Source organism: Burkholderia sp. Bp9143 (assembly GCF_003853645.1).
In the GTDB taxonomy this organism is placed as follows: domain Bacteria; phylum Pseudomonadota; class Gammaproteobacteria; order Burkholderiales; family Burkholderiaceae; genus Burkholderia.
This window is the reverse complement of the sequence record NZ_QTPO01000139.1, coordinates 1-1,189: the sequence shown is the minus strand read 5'-3', so window position 1 is coordinate 1,189 and position 1,189 is coordinate 1. Positions and strand designations below refer to the sequence as shown.

1 protein-coding gene is annotated in these 1,189 nt (G+C 60.2%); it reads left to right on the top strand.

What is annotated here, in order from left to right; all coding sequences use genetic code 11:
- The first annotated feature begins 118 nt into the window (after nucleotides 1–118).
- Nucleotides 119–1,171, top strand: coding sequence for an RNA-guided endonuclease TnpB family protein (locus DIE23_RS38995; RefSeq protein WP_124618192.1), 1,053 nt, complete (start codon nucleotides 119–121; stop codon nucleotides 1,169–1,171).
- Nucleotides 1,172–1,189: the final 18 nt, after the last annotated feature.

Here is a 1,189-nt window from a genome sequence, read left to right as displayed (position 1 = left end):
TTCATCAGTTGCTCCGAGAAACCTCGCCATTTCCCCCAAGGGGACTTCCTTCGGGGCGCATGGCGGGGAGGAAAGGAGCGCCGTCGACAGACGGCATTCCAACGCTACAATGACCGGCATGATCCTTGTCTACCGCTACCGGGTGAAGTCGCTCCACGGACTCCTTAACAAGCAGAGCCGTGCGGTGAACTACGTGTGGAACTTCTGCAATGACACGCAGAAGCACGCGCTCAAGTGGAGCAAGAAGTGGCCGACGGGTTTCGACCTGAACGTGCTGACGACCGGCAGTAGCAAGGAACTCGGCATCCATTCCGGCACGGTCAACGCAACATGCGAGCAATACGCGAAGTCGCGCAGCCAGCACCGTCGCCCCTACTTGCGCTATCGCGGCAGAAAATCGCTGGGCTGGGTGCCGCTGAAGGGCCGCGACCTGAAACGCGAGGGTGACGCGTTCCGCTTTGCCGGCAATACGATCCGTGTGTTCAGCAGCCGCCCGCTTCCCGACGGCAAGATCAAGGACGGAACCAATTTTGCGCAGGATGCGCGCGGCAACTGGTTCCTCAACATCGTGATCGAAATGCCCGATGTTCAGGCGCGCCCGATCCGTTCCGGTGTCGGCATCGATCTCGGCCTGAAAGACTTCGCCACACTTTCGACCGGCGAGAAACTGCCGAACGACCAATTTGGCCGACGCGCGGCCGAGAAACTGGCGAAAGCGCAACGGGCGCGAAAGCACAAGCGGCATATCGCGAAGCTGCACGCCAAGGTCGCGAATGCCCGTGCCGATTTCCAACATAAACTCGCGCTCGATCTGGTGCGGCGTTTCGATTACATCGCGGCCGGCAACGTGTCGGCCTCGAAACTCGCCAGAACCAGGCTGGCCAAAAGTGTCTACGACGCATCCTGGTCGTCCTTCCGGGACAAGCTCCGTTACAAGGCGATGGCGCACGGGGCCACGTTCGCGAAAGTGGACGAAAGCGGTTCTACCCAGTCCTGTTCGGCGTGTGGGTCGAAAGACAGCACGACGCGGCCGAAAGGTATCGCGGGACTGCGAATAAGAGCGTGGACCTGCAGTGACTGTGGTGTCGAGCATGATCGTGATACCAATGCTGCGTTGAACATTCTCCGATGCGGACGTGCATCGCCAGTAGTGGGAATCCCCTGCCTTTAGGCAGTGGGGGGACGTCAA